The organism is Microcoleus sp. T3_B1 (assembly GCF_036700445.1).
Classification (GTDB): Bacteria; Cyanobacteriota; Cyanobacteriia; order Cyanobacteriales; family Microcoleaceae; genus Microcoleus.
Window position 1 is genome coordinate 33,334 of the sequence record NZ_JAUBOX010000056.1, and the last position, 19,470, is coordinate 52,803.

Genomic DNA, 19,470 nt, shown 5'->3' on the forward strand with positions numbered 1-19,470 from the left:
TTGCCGTCATTTTATAGCAGTTAATATGAACAAAGAACCCTTAGATTCACGCCATCAGACCACTGTCTTTAATCAAGATTCACATCTAACAACAGAAATGAAATATTCTCAAAACAAGTGTATTCATCAGGTATTTGCAGACCAGGTAGAAAAAACACCTAATGCAGTAGCAGTCGTATTTAAAAACCAGCAATTGACCTACAGAGAATTGAATGCAAAAGCTAATCAATTGGCACATCACTTGCAAGTGATGGGGGTAAGATCAGAGGTATTGGTGGGTCTATGCGTAGAGCGCTCTATTGAAGTAATTATAGGAATTCTCGGTATCCTTAAAGCGGGTGGAGCTTACGTTCCTTTAGACCCTGCTTATCCCCAAGAACGTCTGGCATTTATGTTAGAGGATACTAACTTAAAAGTGGTTTTAACTAAGACAGAGTGGATAGAGATACTACCTGTTATTACCGCTTCAGTGATTTGTCTTGATGCAGACTGGCAGAAAATTGAGCAACAAAGCCAAGAGAATCCAGTGTGTGATGTGACACCAGAAAATCTCGCTTACTTAATATATACTTCTGGCTCTACTGGCAAGCCAAAAGGAGTACAAATGCCCCACGCCAGTGTTGGATATTATTTGCAAGCGATCGCTAAAATATTACCAGTTAATAGCAATGATGTTTATCTCCACACAGCTTCTTTCTCTTTTACTGCCTCAGTCAGACAATTATTCTTGCCTTTATCCCAAGGTGCTACAAGTATCATTGCCACCCGTGAACAAACTAGAACTCCCCTGAGCCTATTTGAATTAATCCAAACACAGGGTGTCACTATCTCTGATGGTGTACCTTCCGTGTGGCGTTATGGACTGATGGCTTTAGAAAGCTTAGATATAAAATATACTGAAGCATTAAGCGAATCAAAATTAAGATTAATAGTATTTGGTGGCGAATTACTACCCTATCAATTAATTAAAAAGTTACGCAACCTCTTTAAAACACCACCCCGCTTTTTTAATGTTTTAGGTCAAACAGAAACTATTGGACATGGTTTTTATCCCATTCCAGAGGACTGCAACCTGGAAGAGGGATATGTCCCAGTCGGTCATCCTCTGGAAAACATTCAGCAGGTTTATGTACTCAATTCCCATCTTGAACCAGTAAAAACTAATGAATCTGGTGAAGTATATGTTGCAGGTTCTACCTTAGCTCGTGGCTATCTTCACCGGACTCAAGCCAATGCAGAAAATTTTATCTCTAATCCCTTTAATCCACAACAGCGACTTTTTAAAACTGGTGATGTAGCTCGCTACTCAAGCGACGGTACTTTAGAAATTCTTGGTCGTATCGACCTGCAGGTAAATATCCGGGGGATGCGAGTTGAACTGGAAGAAATCGAATCAGTATTGAAATTTCATCCTAATATCCGGGAAGGTATAGTCACTGTAAGAGAAGATATCCCAGGAGACCAGCGCCTAGTAGCCTATATTGTAGCTAACAATCAAGCCTTTAATTGGGGAGAAATCCGCAGTTTTTTAGAGCAAAAACTACCAGATTATATGGTTCCTAATGCCTTTGTGCTGATGGAGAAACTGTCAGTATTACCCAACGGCAAATTAGACCGCAACAGTTTACCTGCACCAAATATATCTGCTGAGATTCGTAACTTTGTTGCACCCCGTACCCCAAAAGAACAAGTTATAGCTAACATTTGGGCGGAAGTTTTACGACTGCAAAAAGTAGGTATTTATGATAATTTTTTGGAATTGGGAGGACATTCCCTGCTTGCCAGTTTAGTTATATCTAGATTGCGCGAAGCCTTATCTGTGGAATTATCGGTCAGCGTTTTATTTGAATCGCTTACTGTAGCCAGTTTAAGCGAACATATTGAAGCTTCCTATTATCACAACCAGCAAAATCAAACCTTACCAATATTAGAGTCACTTGACCGTTCTGTTGAATTACCTTTATCTTTGATTCAGCAGCGATTTTGGTTTCTCGACCAAATGGAAGGGGCAAATGCTGCCTATAATATTGCCAGAGCGTTGCGTTTAGTTGGTCGGCTGAATTTAACAGCACTCCAACAAGGTATAGAGTCAATTATTCAACGCCATGAAACCCTGCGTACTTCCTTTGGCATGGTAGATGAAAAACCAGTGCAATTTATTGCTGCAACTCTACCATTTACTTTACCATTAGTGGACTTACAAGAATTACCAGAAGTTGAGCGACTGACTGAATTACAAAGATTAATTACCGCAGAATATACAAAACCTTTTGATTTAAGCACTGCACCTTTATTAAGAGTCAAACTCATTTGCATAGAGTCAGAGTCCCATGTGTTGCTGGTGACAATGCACCATATTATCTCTGATGCTTGGTCAGTGGGAATTTTCTTTAAAGAATTGTCTAATTTTTATACCGCTTCTCCCTTACCAGATTTGCCGATTCAATATGCAGATTACGCTTACTGGCAACGTCAGTGGCAGCAAAATGATATTATCACCACCCAGCTAAACTACTGGAAACAACAATTAGCAGATGCTCCACCTGTAATAAAACTACCAACAGACCGACCGCGTTCTGCTATCCAGACATTTCGTAGCAGCATCGAGAGGTTTAAGTTGGGTTATGACCTGACTAGCAAGCTGAAAACCCTAAGTCAGAAGTCAGGTGCTTCGCTATTTATGACTCTCCAAGCGGCTTTTGCGACGTTGCTTTATCGCTACACTGGTCAGGAAGATATTGTCATCGGCTCTCCTATTACTAACCGCAACCGTCCAGCCCTTGAGTCATTAATTGGTTTTTTTGTCAACACTCTGGTTTTACGCACCGGCTTAGAGAACAACCCCACATTTAGAGAACTTCTAGCTCAGGTGCGACAGGTTGCGCTCAATGCTTACTCTCACCAAGATGTACCTTTCGATCGACTGGTTGAATTTCTGCAACCACAACGTCTCCTCAGCCACAGTCCGCTATTCCAGGTGATGTTCGTATTGCAAAACTCCCCAGTGGAAAAACTGGAATTGCCCGGTTTGAGTGTAACGCAGATCGAATTAGACAGACCGACCGCAGGTGCGACTTTTGATTTAACCCTGTCGATGCAGGAAATAGACTCAGAACTCAGGGGGGCATTTGAATATAATGCCAACTTGTTTGATGCTGGCACCATTGCACGGATGGCAGAGCATTTTCAAACCTTGGTAGAGGCGATCGCTACCAATCCAGACGAGTGCGTGGGGCAATTACCATTACTAACAGCAGCAGAACAGCATGAATTACTAATTGAATGGAATCAGACCCAAACTAATTATCCTCATCAATGTATCCATCAATTATTTGAGGAGCAAGTAGAAAAAACGCCTAATGCGGTAGCGGTAGGATTCAAAAATCAACAACTCACCTATCGGGAGTTAAATCATCGAGCCAATCAACTGGCACATTATTTGCAAAAGCTGGGTGTGGGTGAAGAAACTTTGGTGGGAATTTGTTTAGAGCGATCGCCTAATACAATCGTAGCCATGCTAGGGATTCTCAAAGCTGGTGGTGCTTATTTACCTCTAGATCCCACCTATCCCAGCGAGCGCTTGGCGTTTATGCTCCAAGATGCACAAGCCTTTTTACTGTTGACAGAACAGCAGCTATGGGGACAACTGACCACTGTTGAGCAGATTTGTATAGATAGCGACTGGTCTGTAATTTGCCAAGAGAGCCAGCAGAACTTAAAGTGTAATACCACCGCCGATAATTTGGCTTATGTCATATACACATCAGGGTCAACAGGTCAACCTAAAGGTGTGATGGTTCCTCATCGCGGGGTGGTGCGATTAATACGAAATACGGACTATATAGATTTACAACCAAAAGATGTCATCGCCCAAGCTTCTAATACCTCCTTTGACGCTGCTACCTTTGAAATTTGGGGAGCATTACTCAATGGTGCAAAAGTAGCGATGTTGGAAAGAGAAACAGTCCTCTCACCGCGAGATTTTGCCAGCAGCTTACAAACTCAGGGAGTTACAACCCTATTTATCACTACGGCACTGTTTAACCAAATGATTCAAGAAGTGCCGTTAGCATTTGCATCCCTACGCTACTTATTATTTGGTGGTGAAGCTGTTGACACCCGGCGGGTGCGACAGTTGTTAGCAGCAGGTGCGCCCCAAAAGTTGTTACACGTTTACGGTCCTACCGAGAATACAACTTTTTCCACCTGGTATCATATCCAGCACATAGAACCAAAAGCAGAAACAGTTCCTATTGGTCGAGCGATCGCCAATACCCAAAGCTATATTCTCGATCGCTATTTGCAACCTGTACCTATTGGTGTATCAGGAGAACTTTACCTTGGTGGTGCAGGTTTAGCCAGAGGGTATTTCAATCGTCCAGACTTAACATCTGAGCGATTTATTGCTAACCCTTTTGTGGAAGATGAGCGACTTTATAAAACTGGAGACTTGGCACGCTTTTTACCAGATGGAAATGTTGAATTTCTGGGACGCATTGATCACCAAGTTAAAATTCGCGGGTTTCGCATTGAACCAGGAGAAATTGAAACGGCACTGAGCCAACATCCCCAAGTTCAGCAAGCGGTGGTAATTGTCCGGGAAGACGATCCAGGAAATAAATATTTAATGGCTTATATTGTGAGTGAAACAGAAACATTGACCAGTAGTAAATTGCGTCAGTTTCTGAAAGAACACCTGCCTGAATATATGATACCAGCGGCTTTTGTGACGCTCAAAGCCTTACCCCTGACTCCTAATGGTAAAGTGGATCGGCAAACTCTGCCAAAGCCAGAGACAACAAATTCAGAACTAGAAGCCGCTTTTGTCGCACCTCGTAATTGGCTTGAAGAACAATTAGCCGAAATCTGGTGTACAGTGTTACATCGTCAGCAGGTAGGCATCCATGATAACTTCTTTGAATTGGGGGGACACTCTCTCCTGATAACATCTGTAATATCTCGCATTCGAGAAAGTTTTGCGATCGAACTTCCTCTGCGCTCTCTATTTGAAGCACCTACTATAGCTGCACTTAGTCAAGTGATAACTGCTCATCAGCTTGAGGTACAGGAGCAGAGTGCAAGTGGTATGACATCGAACACCTTACCACCTCTTCTCCCTCAAGTACGAGATACATATATACCACTATCTTTTGCACAAGAGCCTATATTGTATTTACAACAATTAGCTCCTGAAAGTTTCGCCTACAACAGCTTTTTTGTTTTACGTTTCACTGGCTCCCTCTCTGCAAGCGTGTTGGAGTCTAGCTTCAATGAGATTATTCGCCGTCATGAAATATTACGTACTACCTTTACTGTGGTAGAAGGTCAACCCGTACAAATCATTACCCCGTCCCTAACCATACCGTTGAAGATCGTAGACTTACAAAACCTACCTCACAGAGAGCGAACATCTGAAGCCGAAAAACTTGCTGCTCTGGAATATCAGCACCATTTTAATCTAGCTGCGGGTCCTCTGATCAAAACAACCTTGCTGCGATTAGCTCAACAGGAGCATTGGTTGACACTAAATATGCACCATATCATCACTGATGGGTGGTCATTTGGACTCTTGTTGGAGGAGTTAGGAATACTCTATAAAGCTTTTGCCAACGGTTTACCTTCACCCCTACCCGAATTACCTGTTCAGTACGCAGATTTTACCCTCTGGCACAGGAAATACTTTAATGAAAAGGTAATAGAACAGCAACTTGTTTATTGGCTGCAAAAACTGACTAATCCTTCACTAGCATCTGATGTGGTGTCAAGCAATCAACCACAGCTTTGTAACAGTAGAAGCGCATCTATTTATTCTGTAGTTCTGCCAGCCAGTCTTGTGGCATCAATCGAAACCCTCAGCCGTTCTCAAGGAGTCACCATCTTTGTCATCATTCTGACTGCTCTGAAGATACTTTTGTTCAAGTACACTGGTAAAAATGACATTTTAGTCATGGCAACAGTTGGTAATCGTAGCACAGTAGAAACCGAAAAAATGCTCGGTTGCTTTATCAACGACGTAATTTTGCGATCGCATATCTCATCTGAGCAAACGGGACTTGCTCTTTTTGAGCAGGTGAAAGAAACTTTCACAGAAGCAATCAACAATAGAGAAATTTCTGATCGAAAAGTCATTAATGCTATCACTAGCAAACAACCACTTAACCTCTCAGCAGCCGTGACCATGCTACCCGCACAAAATTGGCATGACTGGATGTTAGATGTAGACTTTGTATCAATTAAGCGCGATCACCGCTTGTGGTCTCAGGAAAATGCTCTAGAAATTTATGTTTCTTCACCTTCTGTAAATAACCCAACCATTGAAATTAAAGTCTTGTACAGCACAGAGCTATTTACAAATGAAACCATTGAGTTTCTGTTTAGCAATTACCAGGAAATTCTAGAGAAGCTTGTCCAACATCCAACCAGCCCGGTTTCTGAATTTGCATAATTTGAGGGCAAACCTTTCTTTTATCCTCCGGTATCTATGATTCAAAGCATGAGTGTTTTTATCTTGATCTGGATTGGTCAGGTGCTATCTCTGGTTGGCTCTCGCATGACCAGTTTTGCTCTGAGTATTTGGATTTATCAGCATACTAACTCAAACACCCAGTTCACTCTCCTGATTCTATCAACGACCTTACCTGCGATTATTATCTCCCCCATTGCTGGAGTGTTTGTCGATCGCTGGAGTCGTCGCTGGATCATGATTATTAGTGACTTCTGCGCTGGTCTGTGTACCTTAACCATTGCCTGGTTATTTATGAATGGCAACCTAGAAGCCTGGAGTCTGTGCCTAATTAGTGCTATTAGCTCCGGCTTCAGTGCCTTTCAGTCCCTCGCCTATTCTTCAGCCACTACATTACTGGTGTCTAAAGAACAACTTGGTCGTGCTAGTTCGATGACGCAGATTAGGTTGGCTATTGCGGAAATTCTCTCGCCAGTGCTGGCAACTGCACTGCTGGCAACTGTCCAAATTCCGGGAGTTATTATCATTGATCTGACAACTTTGTGCTTTGCCCTGGTTTGTTTGCTACTGGTTAAGTTCCCTGAAGTTCAGACCAAAGAAGCTAATGAAGAAGTAGGGTTATTCTCTTCATTCTGGAAAGAAGTGTCTTTTGGATGGAATTATTTAATTGAGCGACCTGGACTGATTGGGTTAGTCATATTTATTGCTATCAGTAACTTCCTCATCGGTTTCGATGAAGCTCTAACTACACCTCTGGTACTTTCGTTCACTTCCGTTCAAAGTCTGGGGACAATCTCTTCTATTGCTAGCTCTGGGATGTTAGTCGGTAGTTTTATTATGAGTTTGTGGGGAGGACTACAGCGCCAGATAAATATCATATTTATCTCGATGCTTTTTTTTGGTTTATTCTATGTGTTAGCTGGCTTGCGTCCTAGTCCGATTCTGTTTACTATCTCTAATTTCTTTATATTTTTTATACTCCCAATCGTTAATGGTGCAATCCAAGTCATCTTCCAAAAGAAAGTTGCTCCAGAGGTACAGGGAAGGGTCTTTGCATTCCGTACCACGATGACTCAGGGTTTTCTGCCGCTTTCTTATCTGATATCAGGGCCACTAGCCGACCAAGTTTTTGAACCGTTGATGGCTGCTGATGGGTTGGGAGCAGCTAGCATTGGGCAAATTATTGGTGTTGGGCATGGTCGCGGTATTGGTTTGATGTATGTCATCATGGGTATATTTAGCATCTTTGTCACCTTCATTGCCTACTTTTATCCCCGTCTGCGTCTGCTGGAAGATGAGTTACCGGATATAAATCCTTTCTCGGATCAACTTGACTTTTCACAAGATATCGATGAATGCCTAAGCCAGAAAGTTACCCATCCTAACTCCCTATGATATGCAGGGTGGTTTCATACAGCATCTGACTAAGATTTATTACCTCTCTAGTTTCTCACATTTGGTTTGGGATTGCTATATTTTCGTTTCCATTTACAAGCAATCTCAAATCCTGCTACTAGCCTAGTTTTCTGACCCTCACTCCTTGAAAATATAACGAAGTTCCTGGTACTATTTGGGTAACAAACACCAGTATAAGGAGATGGCTCTTTTCTGCCAGATGAGGGCGATCGTCAAAAGATTGATACAGCCCCATTGAGTCCGCTCTATCGAAACTGATAGGGTTTGTCCCACAGAGCAATAAGTTGTTAACCAATAAGTGATTAAGGGAAACCAAAGAGCGTACGATCGTTAATTGAGGTATTTCCAAAAATCTCTGCAATTTGCGACGCCGACTTTCAGTTGTAATTGGATAGGGAAATAAGGAGTGCGAGCCGTTCTAATCTCACTTGTTTCTCGGATTGTATCAAAGAGAGCAAGATTGTGAGTAGAATAAATTGGGTCTGGGTCAGTTGTTTTTGTAAGTGGGTCTGATAAAATGTTGGTAACATATTTTTTGAGATAGGCTAGCGTGTAACAACACAGGCTGCCTATCTTTTTTTACCACAAATCAGCCCACCCTTTATCCACTCTTGGTTTCAGGCGGGTTGTCACCCCCCCAGGGCTTAGACACTACCTTGCTCGACTGCATCGCCAGACACTGTGCTATTCCAAATCAGAATAACTACTGAGACACTCAATTAGATTGTTACTACATTATCTGAAATTCTGGGATGTTCCGGTTCCTCAATAATTCATACCGCTATTCAGCAACGCCAACTTTACTTCTCGCATTCGTCAATCTCTCAACTCAAAAGACATCTTTAGCACCTCCGTAGAAGAGATTCTAAATACTCTGGAAGCCGACCGTGTACTGATATATCGCTTCCATCCCGATGGCAAGAGTGGAGAAATCACAGCACAAGCGATCGCATGATAGTTTATTTGTTGGAGAGGTCTAATGACTAATGACTAATGACTAATGACTAATGACTAAGATTTTTCTAAATTCCTGGTCATTTCCCACAAGCGATTGAGCGGAAAATAAATCACCGGAGCCCAAAGACTGCTAAGAATAGCAGAACACAAAGCCACTCGCTGGTGATAGCTCCAAATTTCCAGTAAAGCCCGATCGCCCATAGAAAAAAATTGCAGCCCCATCACCGTTTCCGCTACCACCGCCATCCCAAACACAATTAATGCGATCGGAATCGGATCTCTCTCAACAATATCTACCGGAATCGACCAGGTTTTCTGCAAAACAACTGTTAGGACTCCTACAACTACTAGACTCACAGCGTGGCTGGGATGAGGAGCCGTCATCGCATCTTGAAGAAACCCCAAAACCAAGCCCATGCTAGCAGATCCCCAAACTGTACGTTTCCGCTTAATACTCCAAGCTACCAACCAAATTAACAGCCAGTTAGGCCCAATTCCCAGCAATTCCATTCCCGGCAGCCGAGTAGGCAATATCAGTATGCACAGCATCACAGATAGAAATGTAACTGCGAAGTTGAGAAATTGGCGCGATCGCGAAGACATCCGAGATAAAGCTTTCATTGTTGCTGTGATCCCTCAGATGCTGCTGAAGATTGACTCGGCGAATCCTTCGATTCGGCTTGCTTAGAGTGCGGGTAAACCACCGCCCACTCCAGAGCATTCATCGGTGCAGAGAACTCAACCACAGCTTCGGGAGCCGGAGTTTTATTCATATCCACCGAAACCACTTTTCCCACAGGCAAACCAGGAGGGAACAACTGACTGTAAGAAGAAGTTGAAACCACATCCCCAGGCTTGACATTGGGAACATTATCAAAAAACTCCATCACAGCCTGATTTCCGCCTTTCCCGCGCATAAAACCCATCTGGCGACTGCGGGTAATTCCCACACCCAATTGACTCGTAGCGTCGCTGACTAACAGCACCAAGCTAGTATTAGGAGTAACGCTGACAACTCTGCCTACCAAACCGCCGGGGCCCATCACAGTAAAATCTGTTTTGATGCCATCGTTACTGCCGCGCCCCAAGGTTACTTGCTGCCACCAGTGGCCCGCACTGCGGCCGACAATAGGAGCCACAATCCCTGCTGGTTTCTTAGCCGAAACGTAACCTAAAAGCTCTTTTAGCTTCTGATTTTGATTGTCTAATTCTAATACCTGCGCTTGCAATTCTTGAGTGCGCGCCGAGATGAGTTCCTCTTGCGCTGATCCGTTGGCGTGAAACGGACGAGTCACCCAATTGTAAACTTCAAATACGGCCGCACCTTGTGTTTGTCGAACTCCCCAAGCGGCAGTTACAGCGAAACCTAGAAGAGCAATTTGCAGCCGCAGATCCCACCACTTTCGGAATGTATTTTTTAGCATAATTTCACTAATCTAAAATTGTTAAGTCAGGATTTTAGATTTGAGATTGCAGCCGTATTTATTTCTAAATCCACAATCCCAAATTTGTTAACTACATATTACGCGACGACTGCCCGCTGAAAACCCGTTCCAACTGTTTGTTTTCCAATACTCTACCAGTTCCCAAAACCACGCAGCACAGCGGATCGGCTGCCACGTGAGTGACAATTCCTGTTTCGTGACTGATCAGAGTATCTAAACCTTTCATCAGCGCGCCACCACCAGCCAGCATAATTCCCCTGTCAATAATATCTGCTGCTAATTCCGGCGGGGTGCGTTCCAAAGTACGCTTGACAGCTTCCACAATTACTGAAAGCGGTTCCGACATACTTTCGCGAATTTCTGGGCCTTTGATAGTAACAGTTCGCGGCAAACCCGACAGTAAGTGCAAGCCCCGCACTTCCATCATTACATCGTCATCCTCTGGAGTTGGATATGCAGAACCAACCTGAATCTTAATTTCTTCAGCAGTGCGTTCGCCGATGACCAAATTGTGAACTTTTTTCATGTATTGGACGATCGCCTCATTGAGTTCGTCGCCGGCTACCCGCACAGACTCACTGATCACCGTACCTTGCAAACTCAAAACCGCAACTTCCGTCGTACCTCCGCCTATATCTATAATCATATTGCCAGTCGCCTCAGCAACAGGCAGTCCAGCCCCGATCGCCGCAGCGATGGGTTCATCAATTAACCGTACTTCTCTAGCACCGGCCTGAGTCGCCGCCTCAATGACAGCACGCCTCTCGACTCCGGTGACACCGCTGGGGATGCCAATAATGATCCGCGGCGAAACTAAGCTTCGGCCTTCGTGAACCCTGCGGATAAAAGTCTTCAGCATCAGTTCCGCCGTATCGAAGTCTGCAATTACCCCGTCGCGAAGCGGGCGCAGTGCTATGACGTTCCCTGGCGTGCGGCCGAGCATTTTTTTTGCTTCTTCTCCAACAGCCAGCGGTATTTTTAAATCTTGGTCGATCGCCACTACAGAAGGTTCCTGCAGAACAATACCTTTGCCCGATACATAAACGAGCGTGTTAGCAGTACCGAGGTCGATACCCATATCTCTAGATAACGAAAATCGATTGAGAAGACCCACTGATTCGTACCCCCCCCAAAAACTAAAATACTATTGTGTGCAATAATGTTGTTACAAAAGTGTAACCGAGGTGGATTCTATTACGTTTTTCATCCTGAGTCTAGTCAGAAATGTACATTGTCGAGCTCAGGTTGAGCGCAGACTCGCCAATCATCCACTATCAATATGTTCTGCTAACTGGGTGTACAATCAGGATGAAGCCTCACAAGCGTTGTTCCAAGTTCAGTTTGGAGGCTAATGCGCGTGTGGACTGTTTAACTACATCAGCGATCGACCACATTCCCAAAAAAGTTTATGAGTCTTAATGTTGTGCATTTAGTAGGCCGCGTCGGCGGCGACCCGGACGTAAAGTATTTTGAGTCGGGTACAGTTCTGTGCAAGTTGACGCTGGCAGTGAACCGCAGAAGTAAGAACAGCGATCAACCAGACTGGTTCAATCTGGAAATCTGGGGCAAAACAGCGCAGGTTGCTGCTGACTACGTTCGCAAAGGCTCTCAAATTGGCGTAACAGGCTCTTTGAGGTTCGAGCGCTGGCAAGACCGCAATACCGGTTCAAATCGCTCTAAGCCTGTAATTAGAGTAGACCAGTTAGAATTCCTGGGTTCCAAACGGGATAATGAATCCAGTATGTCGCAACACAACAGCGAATTCTAGCGTTTGGGGAATTTGGGAAGTAATATTTGTGAATTGGGTGGGTGCTCGTGACTTCAGAAAAGTTAGAAATTGTTCAAACTGAGTACCAAGCTGGGCAAGTAGCTTTTGAGAGTGGCCGGTATGCTCAAGCTGTGCAGAGTTTAGAAACAGCTACCGGTTTAGTCGATCGAAATTCCCGGTTGGGCGGTGAGGTGCAGATGTGGCTAGTGACAGCCTACGAAGCCTCTGGCAATACAGAAAGGGCGATCGAGCTTTGCCGCAAGCTCACCCGCCATCCCCGCCAAGAAACCCGCCAACAAGCAAAGCGCTTGCTGTTCATTCTCGAAGCTCCCAAACTCACTATCCCTCCTGAATGGATGGTGAAAATCCCTGATTTGGCAGCTTTAGATGAAAATCAATCAATCAGTTTTCAAGCCAATCCGAACGCTGACATCAAGTACGCTAAGCCCAAGCCCGCCGTACCAGAACCCGTAGATTTGAGTCAGGTTAATACGAAAGATAATAGGTTTATCTGGGTGGCGTTAATTGCGATCGGGCTAATTTTAGGCGGCTTATTTCTTAGTTATTAATCATTTTTGGAAGTGGATTCGCGAAAAAACCCGGTTTCTGTGGTCGGTTGGTAGCGATCGCTAGTTCTTGAGTATAGTGCGAGATGTGAGTTAACATAGGAGTTAAAAAGCTCCACATCCCGATCGTCCGCGATCGAGATAAGCTGTGGGTTCCATCTACAATCTACAATATACAATCCGATGACTTCACTCCCACCCAACCGCGCCAAAACACTCAAAGAAGCTTACCGCGCTTGCGATGTCAAGCCTCTAACGGGCGATGATATTGCCCGATATTATGTGGATTTGTCCGCAGTACGCAACACAGTGGCGATCGAGGATGTTAGCACGGATTTGGATCTTCAAGAACCGGGAGAATTTAACACAATTTTGTTTACCGGGCATCGGGGATGCGGCAAAAGTACAGAGTTAAAACGCATTCAGTCGCGGTGGGAAAATGACTATCGGGTGATTTACATAGAATTCGATCAGGAACTAGATGTTCTTGATGCAGAATATACCGATTTATATTTGCTGTTTATCAACAAAGTAGCTGATGATTTAACTAAATTACGATTGAAGTTTGACCCCAAACTTTTAGAGCGTTTTGAATCGTGGTTTAAAGAAGTCACTAAAGAAACAGAAGAAACTGTTCAATCTTCCGTTAGCGTCGAAACTGAAGCAAGTGTAGGAGCAGAAATTCCCTTTATTTATAAGTTGACAGCCAAATTGCTAGGTCAAATCAAAGGTTCTAGTCAACAAAAACAGGTGATTCGGGAAACTCTTCAGCGTAATTTGTCCCGCTTGCAAACAGATATTAATTTGTTGTTGAAAGATGCTTTTGAGAAGCTGAGACGAAAATATCCCGACCGCTATCAAAAAGGATTTTTGGTGATTGTTGACAACTTAGACCGGATTCCTCCCAATGTTGCCAATCATTTGTTTTTTGATTACGCTCCTCAACTCCAAGAACTAGACTGTACAATTATTTATACAGTGCCGATTTCGGTAATTTATTCCTATAAAAATGTCAGCAATTTGTTTGGTAATCCCAACATCGTGCCAATGGTGAATATTTATGAATTTAATCGCAGTGAGTGCGATTTAAATTACAATCAGCAAAGATTAGAGGGAGTTGCCAGTTTGATCGAAAAACGGGTTGATGTTAGTGCCGTATTTGACGATCGACAACAGTTGCTAGATTTGGCAAAAGCTAGTGGCGGTCATGTGCGACAATTGATGCAGACGACTAGATCGGCTTTTCGCACAGCCATTACTCGCAAACACAGTAAAGTTTTGGCAGAAGATGTCACTTACGCTTTGAAGCAACAGCAATTTGATTTTGAAAGGTCTACTCCTACAGCAGAATATTACACCATATTAGCGCAAGTTTGCCTCAAAAAAGATATTGATAAAGATGAAATCGGACAAACTTTATTATTCAATATTTCCGTTTTGGAATACAACGGCAATAGTCGGTGGAATTATGTCAACCCACTCGTAAAACAAAGTTATGCTTTCCAACAAGCCCTGGCATCAATTCAAGGAAATCCCTGAAATATACCAGCAAAGGATTGTTGAACTCAATCAAGAGTCTTTCGATCAATTGCTGACGTTTGTCGATATTGTTCCCGACGATGCCTTTGATTTGGGATTTATCGACTGTAATTTTGCCAGGGATAGAGATGCGATTATTCAGGCTTTAATTAGTCATCCCGATTGTCAAGAGATGCAGTTTGAGGTTTGGGATTTTCCCGATCCTGAGATGCGCTTTTTGATGGATGAAATTCTGAAGGTTTTGCCAACAGTCAAAGTTCAACCAGACAAAAAGTTGATTTTCATTGTGCGGGGATTGGAAAATGCGATCGGGATGACGGGGGAATATCCGCCGATGCTGGTAGATTTTAATTGGGTGCGAGATGCTTATCCGGTTAAAGTGCCGCATCCAATGATTTTTTGTTTGCCGGATTATGCGATTACGCGAGTCGCTAATTATGCGCCGGATTTCTGGGCCTGGAATTCGGGAACTTTTGTGTTCAAAACTCCTGTAAATACTAGAGATGATGCTATTTCTCAAACTCTGGATGCTAGCAAAAGGATTAGCAATTGTGAGTTGCCCGAAAAGCAGGAACGGATCGATTTATTAAAACGGTTATTGATTGAATATACTCCCTCGAATGGGCGCGAGGAAACTCCAGGGGATTTGAAAACTCGCATCAGGGTTTTGAATGAGTTGGGAGTTGCCTATCGCAGTCGTAGTGAATATAAAACTGCAAAATACTATCTGGAACAAGCGTTAGATTTGGCGAAAGATGATGAAGAGTTCATATCTTTAAAAGCAAATACTTTACACCAACTAGCAGGAATTTATGCCAATCAAGGGGAAGTAGCAAAGGCGATAGCATTTTCTGAACAATCTCTCGAACTTAAGGAAAAGATTGGCGATGTTCAAGGGAAAGCTGCTACTTTGGACTGTCTAGCAGGAATTTATGCCAATCAAGGGGAAGTAGCAAAGGCCATCGCATTTTATGAACAATCTCTGGAACTTGAGGAAAAGATTGGCGATATTCGAGGGAAAGCTGCTACTTTGCACAATCTAGCAATAATTTATGCCAATCAAGGGGAAGTAGCAAAGGCGATCGCATTTTATGAAGAATCTCTCGAACTTACGGGAAAGATTGGCGATGTTCAAGGGAAAGCTGCTACTTTGCACAATCTAGCAATAATTTATGCGACTCAAGGGGAAGTAGCAAAGGCGATCGCACTTTATGAAGCATCTCTGGAACTTGAGGAAAAGATTGGCGATGTTCAAGGGAAAGCTGCTACTTTGCACTGTCTAGCAATAATCTATGCAAATCTTGGGGAAGTAGAACAGGCGATCGCATTTTCTGAACAATCTCTCGAACTTCAGGAAAAGATTGGTAATGTTCAAGGGAAAGCTGCTACTTTGCACAATCTAGCAGGAATTTATGCGGCTCAAGGGGAAGTAGCCAAGGCGATCGCATTTTATGAAGAATCTCTCGAACTTAAGGAAAAGATTGGCAATCTTCAAGGGAAACCTGCTACTTTGCACCAACTAGCAGGAATTTATGCCCATCAAGGCGAAGTAGCAAAGGCGATCGCATTTTATGAACAATCTCTGGAACTTGAGGAAAAGATTGGCAATCTTCAAGGGAAGGCTGCTACTTTGCACGAACTAGCAGGAATTTATGCCCATCAAGGGGAAGTAGCAAAGGCGATCGCACTTTATGAAGCATCTCTGGAACTTGAGGAAAAGATTGGCAATGTTCGAGGGAAAGCTGCTAGTTTCGCAATCTTAGGACAATTGTTAGCATCGCAGGGAGATTTTGAGAAAGCTTTGAATTATTTACAGCAATCTTTGGAGATTTTACAGCATTTGCGATCGCCCGACGCGCAGACAGTGAGAGAAATTATTGCTATGGTTCAGCAGATGGCTGGGGATTGATGGATGCACTTCGACTAAAGAAACCGGGTTTTTCGCAGCTTTTCGGTGGTGTATCGATATTCTGGGAAAAAACCCGGTTTCTGGCCACACCCTAAATCGCTAAAATAAAAAAAAGACCAAACCAAAAAGGCGATTATTGTGAGCGATTCCACCGTAGACCGGATTTTGCAATTAGCCCGCCAGCGTGCTGATGCCGCTGAAGTATATTATCTATCCAGCCAAGACACGCCGATCGAATTTGAAAACAATCGCCTCAAATCCCTGCAAACCAAAGCACTGCAAGGCGTCGCACTCCGGCTGATTTACAACGGCAAAATCGGTTTTGCCAGTTCCACAGACTTAACGCGGATAGACGATTTAGTAGATGCAGCGATTCAAACAGCCGAAATCGGCGACCCCGCAGAATTTGAACTCGCCTCCAACTTCCACCTAAAAGGCCCGGAAACCACCTACACTCCGCCCACAACTCAAGAATTAGTCGAAAACGGCAAAAACCTCATCGAGCAAGTTCACGCCTACAATCCCGATATTATGGTAGATGTTGGCTTTCACGTCCGCAGCGGTAGAGTGAAAATTGCCACCACGCAAGATTTGTATGCCGAAAGAAGCAGCCAAATAGTCAGCGGCACTATTGCCGGAAATTTGGTAAAGGGAGAAGATTTTATGCAAGCATACAGTTACGACGTAGCGCGCGATCGTCCCCTAGACACCAACAGCATCCTCGAATCACTCCTCGAAAAATACCGCCTCGCAGAACATTCAGCCACCATCACCAGCGGTTCCTACCCAGTATTATTTACCCCCAGAGCAGCCGCTAGCACCCTCGGTGGCCTCTTTGATACCATCCTTTCAGGTCAAGCAGTAGTTCAAAAAGCCTCTCCCCTAGCCGACAAAATCGGCGAAACCTTATTTGACGAACGCTTTACCTTTTTTGAAGACCCCACTTTAGGCCCTTCTGCTTGTCCCTTTGACGACGAAGGTACACCCACCACCCGCAAAGTCTTGATAGACAAAGGTACTGTCACCGGATTTTATTGGGATCGCAGGTGGGCCGCTCGCGCCGGTGTACAATCAACCGGCAACGGTTTTCGTGGCGGATTGTCTCGCCCAGGCCCTGATTTGACTAACTTTTGCATTTCCCCAGGAAATACCGCCACTCAAGACTTGATTGCTAGCATGGACGAAGGTCTCATAGTAGAGCAGGTTTTAGGTGCCGGTCAGTCCAATCAGTTAGCTGGCGAATTTTCGGTCAATTTGGACTTAGGCTATAAAGTAGAAAAAGGCAAAATTGTGGGTCGCGTCAAGAATACAATGGTGGCAGGCAGCATTTTTGAAGCCTTTAAAAATTTGGCAGATTTGAGTAGCGAAGCCGAATGGGTAGGCGGTGCAGCCTATTTGCCGAGTATGCTGTTTCAACAGTTGGGTGTAGCTTCGAGGCAATAAGTTCAGTGCGGTTTTACTCGTTACCAGGCTCTGCCTGGTAATACATATCATGAGGCTCTGCCTCGAATTTGGATGAAAGCTTGCGAGGCAAAGCCTCTGGACATGGGTTCCCAGGCAGAGCCTAGGAACCAGTTAACCAGTTAAAACCAGTTAAACAAACATAGAAACAGTGTCGGCAATTCAACGCTTTGCTAATTCATGCAAATAGGTAAAAACAGGGAAAAATTTATAATGAAAGAGCCAAATGTCAAGGATGGAACTGGGAAGAAGAAAAAGCACTTTTTCTTTCTTTTACCTTTGGTTTTTTGCCTTTTAACTCTAGTGACTGGATGCGTTCAGTACGATGTCGGGGTTAACTTTGAGAGTCAAACTCGTGGCGAAATCGTGCAGCACATTAAACTGGGGGAAAGGTTGACGAGCTTCAGTAGCGAAACTGTTGCAGAATGGTTGAAAAGCGTAGAACGCCGGGTGAGGTTGCTGGACGGAAAAACTAAACGGCTTTCGCCCACAGAAGTTTTAGTGAGGATTCCTTTCAATAATGGATCAGAGTTGCAAGACAAGTTCAACCAATTTTACAATCCCGTCGCACCAACCACACAATATCGGGTTTCAAGTCCGCTAGAAACAGATTTGCCGAAGTTTGAATCTCACCTTAGTGTCAAGCAGAATAATTTATTATTGGTGCTGCGAAATCGGTTGAGTTTGGAATTGGATTTGCGCTCTCTTTCACTGCTTTCTTCTAATGGCAGTCTGCTGCTGAGTCCGGGGGGACTTTTGGAGCTAGACTTTAGCTTGAACACGCCTTGGGGCGCCGAAAGTATTGAAACTGTCGCCGGTGCCCTGGTTCCCGAAAGCTCTCAGCAAGGAAAACAGTTAGTTTGGAAGCTCAAACCCGGAGAAGTTAACTATTTGGAGGCGATATTCTGGATTCCCAGTCCCGTAGGAATTGGGGCGCTGATTATTGCCTTATTTGTGGCGGCGGGCATTGCTTTGAAATATCAAATATTGCCAGCACTTGGAATCGGCAAGAAACCCCAAAACATCGGTCAAACCTAAAGAGGATATGGGGAGCATCTCATATTTGTAAAAATACTTCTTCTGGCTCCTTCCTTCTTCTGGCTCCTTCCTTCTTCCTCTTTCCTTCTTCCTCTTTCCTTCTTCCTCTTTCCTTCTTCCTCCTGCCTCCTGCCTCCTGCCTCAAAACTCCAATTTCTAGCGGAGGGCTGCAAAGGTGAGATGCTCCCAGGATATGTCCTAGAGGGGCGGCTTAATCAATCTCTTAAATGAACTCTCAGAGCTGCAATAAACCCGCCCCTCCCCGGATATTATGGTTAATTGACCCGATTTGATTTTATCAAAAAAACTGAGAATATCTGTCAAAAAACAGTTGACAAATAGTAAATGATTTGCTTAAGCTGAATTGAGAATTAGGAACAGAGAAAATGCGATCGCTAAATTTCTTCTTCATCTTTCTGATTTGCTTGGCTCTAGTATTATTCAGCATCGAAAATACACAGCCAGTCGCGATTCAAGTTATCGAAGGCGTCCAAGTTAAAGCTCCGCTGTGCGTATAACTAATTGTAGCGACCGGATTAGGGGCAACACTAGCGTGGCTGTTCAGTCTGTCGTCGAGAATGCAGCGAACCCTCGCCTCGCGCCAAGAGATTCGCCAAGTTCGCGAAAAAGAGTAATCCCTAGGACGGGCTTTTCTTAGACATTTCCGTTATAAATTAGACAATTGGTGTAGGCTGGAATAATTCACCTAACCAAACCCAGATATGTCCAAATATGTACCACCAAGAATCGCTATTCAACGACTCGGAGTATGTTCAAAAACACGCTTAGCGGTGGGAGAAAGAAGGGAAAATCAAAGCGTACAGAACACCATCAGGACAGCGACGCTACGACGGAGACTCAGTTGTCAATATTCCATCTACTAAACCAACCATCCTCTACGCCAGAGT

General features: G+C 44.0%; 12 protein-coding genes and 1 pseudogene. 9 read left to right on the forward strand and 4 right to left on the reverse strand.

What is annotated here, in order from left to right; all coding sequences use genetic code 11:
- The first annotated feature begins 25 nt into the window (after window positions 1-25).
- From QT990_RS24595 to QT990_RS24605, 3 genes and pseudogenes are all read left to right on the forward strand, one after another.
- Entirely contained in the window at window positions 26-6,445 is a 6,420-nt protein-coding gene (locus QT990_RS24595; protein WP_333465865.1) for an amino acid adenylation domain-containing protein, read from the forward strand.
- Window positions 6,446-6,481: 36 nt separating this feature from the next.
- A complete protein-coding gene (locus QT990_RS24600) occupies window positions 6,482-7,858 on the forward strand; it encodes an MFS transporter (RefSeq protein WP_333144397.1) in 1,377 nt (458 codons plus the stop codon).
- Window positions 7,859-8,522: 664 nt separating this feature from the next.
- Window positions 8,523-8,651, forward strand: a pseudogene (locus QT990_RS24605) (IS1 family transposase); the annotation flags it as partial.
- Window positions 8,652-8,890: 239 nt separating this feature from the next.
- Here QT990_RS24605 and mreD read toward each other — a convergent pair.
- The 3 genes from mreD to QT990_RS24620 form a co-directional block, all read right to left on the reverse strand.
- Window positions 8,891-9,457 carry a rod shape-determining protein MreD gene (gene mreD / locus QT990_RS24610; RefSeq protein WP_333411304.1) on the reverse strand — a complete coding sequence of 189 codons (567 nt, stop codon included), beginning with the start codon at window positions 9,455-9,457 and terminating at the stop codon, window positions 8,891-8,893.
- On the reverse strand, window positions 9,454-10,260 hold the full coding sequence (mreC, locus tag QT990_RS24615) for a rod shape-determining protein MreC (protein ID WP_333411305.1): 807 nt from the start codon (window positions 10,258-10,260) through the stop codon (window positions 9,454-9,456). The genes mreD and mreC overlap by 4 nt, the downstream gene beginning before the upstream one ends.
- Before the next feature lie 91 nt (window positions 10,261-10,351).
- Window positions 10,352-11,359, reverse strand: coding sequence for a rod shape-determining protein (locus QT990_RS24620; RefSeq protein WP_006632285.1), 1,008 nt, complete (start codon window positions 11,357-11,359; stop codon window positions 10,352-10,354).
- Between the two features lie 330 nt (window positions 11,360-11,689).
- Here QT990_RS24620 and QT990_RS24625 point away from each other — a divergent pair, with 330 nt between their 5' ends.
- The 6 genes from QT990_RS24625 (at window position 11,690) to QT990_RS24650 (ending at window position 18,562) form a co-directional block, all read left to right on the forward strand.
- Window positions 11,690-12,049, forward strand: a complete 360-nt coding sequence (locus QT990_RS24625; RefSeq protein ID WP_333411306.1) for a single-stranded DNA-binding protein — start codon at window positions 11,690-11,692, stop codon at window positions 12,047-12,049.
- A gap of 47 nt (window positions 12,050-12,096) precedes the next feature.
- On the forward strand, window positions 12,097-12,618 hold the full coding sequence (locus QT990_RS24630) for a tetratricopeptide repeat protein (RefSeq protein WP_333243477.1): 522 nt from the start codon (window positions 12,097-12,099) through the stop codon (window positions 12,616-12,618).
- A gap of 180 nt (window positions 12,619-12,798) precedes the next feature.
- Entirely contained in the window at window positions 12,799-14,154 is a 1,356-nt protein-coding gene (locus QT990_RS24635) for a P-loop NTPase fold protein (RefSeq protein ID WP_333144393.1), read from the forward strand.
- Entirely contained in the window at window positions 14,111-16,063 is a 1,953-nt protein-coding gene (locus QT990_RS24640) for a tetratricopeptide repeat protein (protein WP_333465866.1), read from the forward strand. The genes QT990_RS24635 and QT990_RS24640 overlap by 44 nt, the downstream gene beginning before the upstream one ends.
- Before the next feature lie 138 nt (window positions 16,064-16,201).
- A complete protein-coding gene (locus QT990_RS24645; RefSeq protein WP_333147016.1) occupies window positions 16,202-17,506 on the forward strand; it encodes a metallopeptidase TldD-related protein in 1,305 nt (434 codons plus the stop codon).
- A gap of 231 nt (window positions 17,507-17,737) precedes the next feature.
- On the forward strand, window positions 17,738-18,562 hold the full coding sequence (locus QT990_RS24650) for a DUF3153 domain-containing protein (protein WP_333147014.1): 825 nt from the start codon (window positions 17,738-17,740) through the stop codon (window positions 18,560-18,562).
- 19 nt (window positions 18,563-18,581) lie between these two features.
- Here QT990_RS24650 and QT990_RS24655 read toward each other — a convergent pair whose 3' ends face one another.
- Complete coding sequence (locus QT990_RS24655; protein WP_333308822.1) at window positions 18,582-18,707, reverse strand: hypothetical protein; 126 nt, start codon at window positions 18,705-18,707, stop codon at window positions 18,582-18,584.
- Between the last annotated feature and the right edge of the window lie 763 nt (window positions 18,708-19,470).

Excerpts from the sequence above, each read along its gene's own strand:
- QT990_RS24625 (WP_333411306.1), top strand. The coding sequence starts at position 11,690 with ATGAGTCTTAATGTTGTGCATTTAGTAGGCCGCGTCGGCGGCGACCCG.
- QT990_RS24640 (WP_333465866.1), top strand. The coding sequence starts at position 14,111 with ATGCTTTCCAACAAGCCCTGGCATCAATTCAAGGAAATCCCTGAAATA.
- QT990_RS24595 (WP_333465865.1), top strand. The coding sequence starts at position 26 with ATGAACAAAGAACCCTTAGATTCACGCCATCAGACCACTGTCTTTAAT.
- QT990_RS24620 (WP_006632285.1), bottom strand. The coding sequence starts at position 11,359 with ATGGGTATCGACCTCGGTACTGCTAACACGCTCGTTTATGTATCGGGC.
- mreD (WP_333411304.1), bottom strand. The coding sequence starts at position 9,457 with ATGAAAGCTTTATCTCGGATGTCTTCGCGATCGCGCCAATTTCTCAAC.
- QT990_RS24635 (WP_333144393.1), top strand. The coding sequence starts at position 12,799 with ATGACTTCACTCCCACCCAACCGCGCCAAAACACTCAAAGAAGCTTAC.
- QT990_RS24650 (WP_333147014.1), top strand. The coding sequence starts at position 17,738 with ATGAAAGAGCCAAATGTCAAGGATGGAACTGGGAAGAAGAAAAAGCAC.
- QT990_RS24600 (WP_333144397.1), top strand. The coding sequence starts at position 6,482 with ATGATTCAAAGCATGAGTGTTTTTATCTTGATCTGGATTGGTCAGGTG.
- mreC (WP_333411305.1), bottom strand. The coding sequence starts at position 10,260 with ATGCTAAAAAATACATTCCGAAAGTGGTGGGATCTGCGGCTGCAAATT.